The sequence below is a fragment of the uncultured Kocuria sp. genome (genome assembly GCF_947500125.1).
In the GTDB taxonomy this organism is placed as follows: domain Bacteria; phylum Actinomycetota; class Actinomycetes; order Actinomycetales; family Micrococcaceae; genus Kocuria.
In genome coordinates this window covers 1-454 of record NZ_CANMRA010000093.1, presented here as the reverse complement: position 1 = coordinate 454, position 454 = coordinate 1, and the positions used below count along the sequence as shown (strand labels likewise).

1 pseudogene is annotated in these 454 nt (G+C 74.2%); it reads right to left on the bottom strand.

Annotated elements, in window-relative coordinates:
• Window positions 1-335: pseudogene (locus Q0817_RS19990) on the bottom strand (NADH-quinone oxidoreductase subunit L); the annotation flags it as partial.
• Window positions 336-454 lie beyond the last annotated feature (119 nt).

Below are 454 nucleotides of genomic sequence, written 5' to 3'. Positions count from 1 at the left end.
GCGGCGAAGACCAGCATCAGCCCGTGGAAGCGGGGCCGTGCCGCCCGGATGCTGCCGGCCGCGAAGACCAGCACCAGCAGCGTCACTCCCGCGACCATCGGGAGGGTCAGTGCTGCGAGGGCGTCGACCTCCAGCGCGAAGTCGGCGCCGGCCACGAACGGGTATGCCAGAGCAGGCTGGGTCAGGGCGGCGGCGGCCGCCAGCACCGTGGTCAGCGCGGCGGTGAGCACGGCGACCGGGGCCGCGGCCCGCTCCGCCCGGGTGAGGGCGAGCACCGCCCCCACTGCGGCCGGGAGCACCACCACGGCCAGCAGCACGGCCTGGGACCCGGTCATCGGGAGAGCTCCTCGGCCATGTCGGTCATGTCGGTCTGCCGCCTGCGGTGCAGCAGCGTGGCCACGGCGAAGCCCATGGCCATCTCCACGGTCATGGCCGCCAGGATCACCAGCAGCAG